At 65.1% G+C, this 258-nt stretch carries 1 protein-coding gene; it reads right to left on the bottom strand.

All coding sequences use genetic code 11. From position 1 onward, the window contains the following. Positions 1–258, bottom strand: a 258-nt coding sequence (locus BGN91_RS15030) for a biotin/lipoyl-binding protein (protein WP_292614624.1), incomplete at both ends; no start/stop codon positions are given.

The following is a 258-nucleotide window of genomic DNA, read 5'->3' as shown; positions in this document are numbered from 1 at the left end:
CCAGCGTCTCGCCGGCCTTGACTTCCTGTCCCTCCGTCACGGCGATCGAGACGACGAGGCCCGGCATCGGACACAGCAGCTTCTTGCCGTTATCGGCCGCCGTTGCCGCCGGCATCAGCCGCGCCGCCGCTGCCTCGGTTTCGGTGAATACGTTAATTGCGACCTCGAAGCCCTGATGCGCGAGCCGGAATCCGTTTGCGATCGGCCTGACCTGCATCGCGACCGGATTGTCGTCGATCGTGCCTTGCCAGACCGGTT

The organism is Nitrobacter sp. 62-13 (assembly GCF_001896955.1).
Lineage (GTDB): Bacteria > Pseudomonadota > Alphaproteobacteria > Rhizobiales > Xanthobacteraceae > Nitrobacter.
This window is presented reverse-complemented; position numbering and strand designations above follow the sequence as displayed.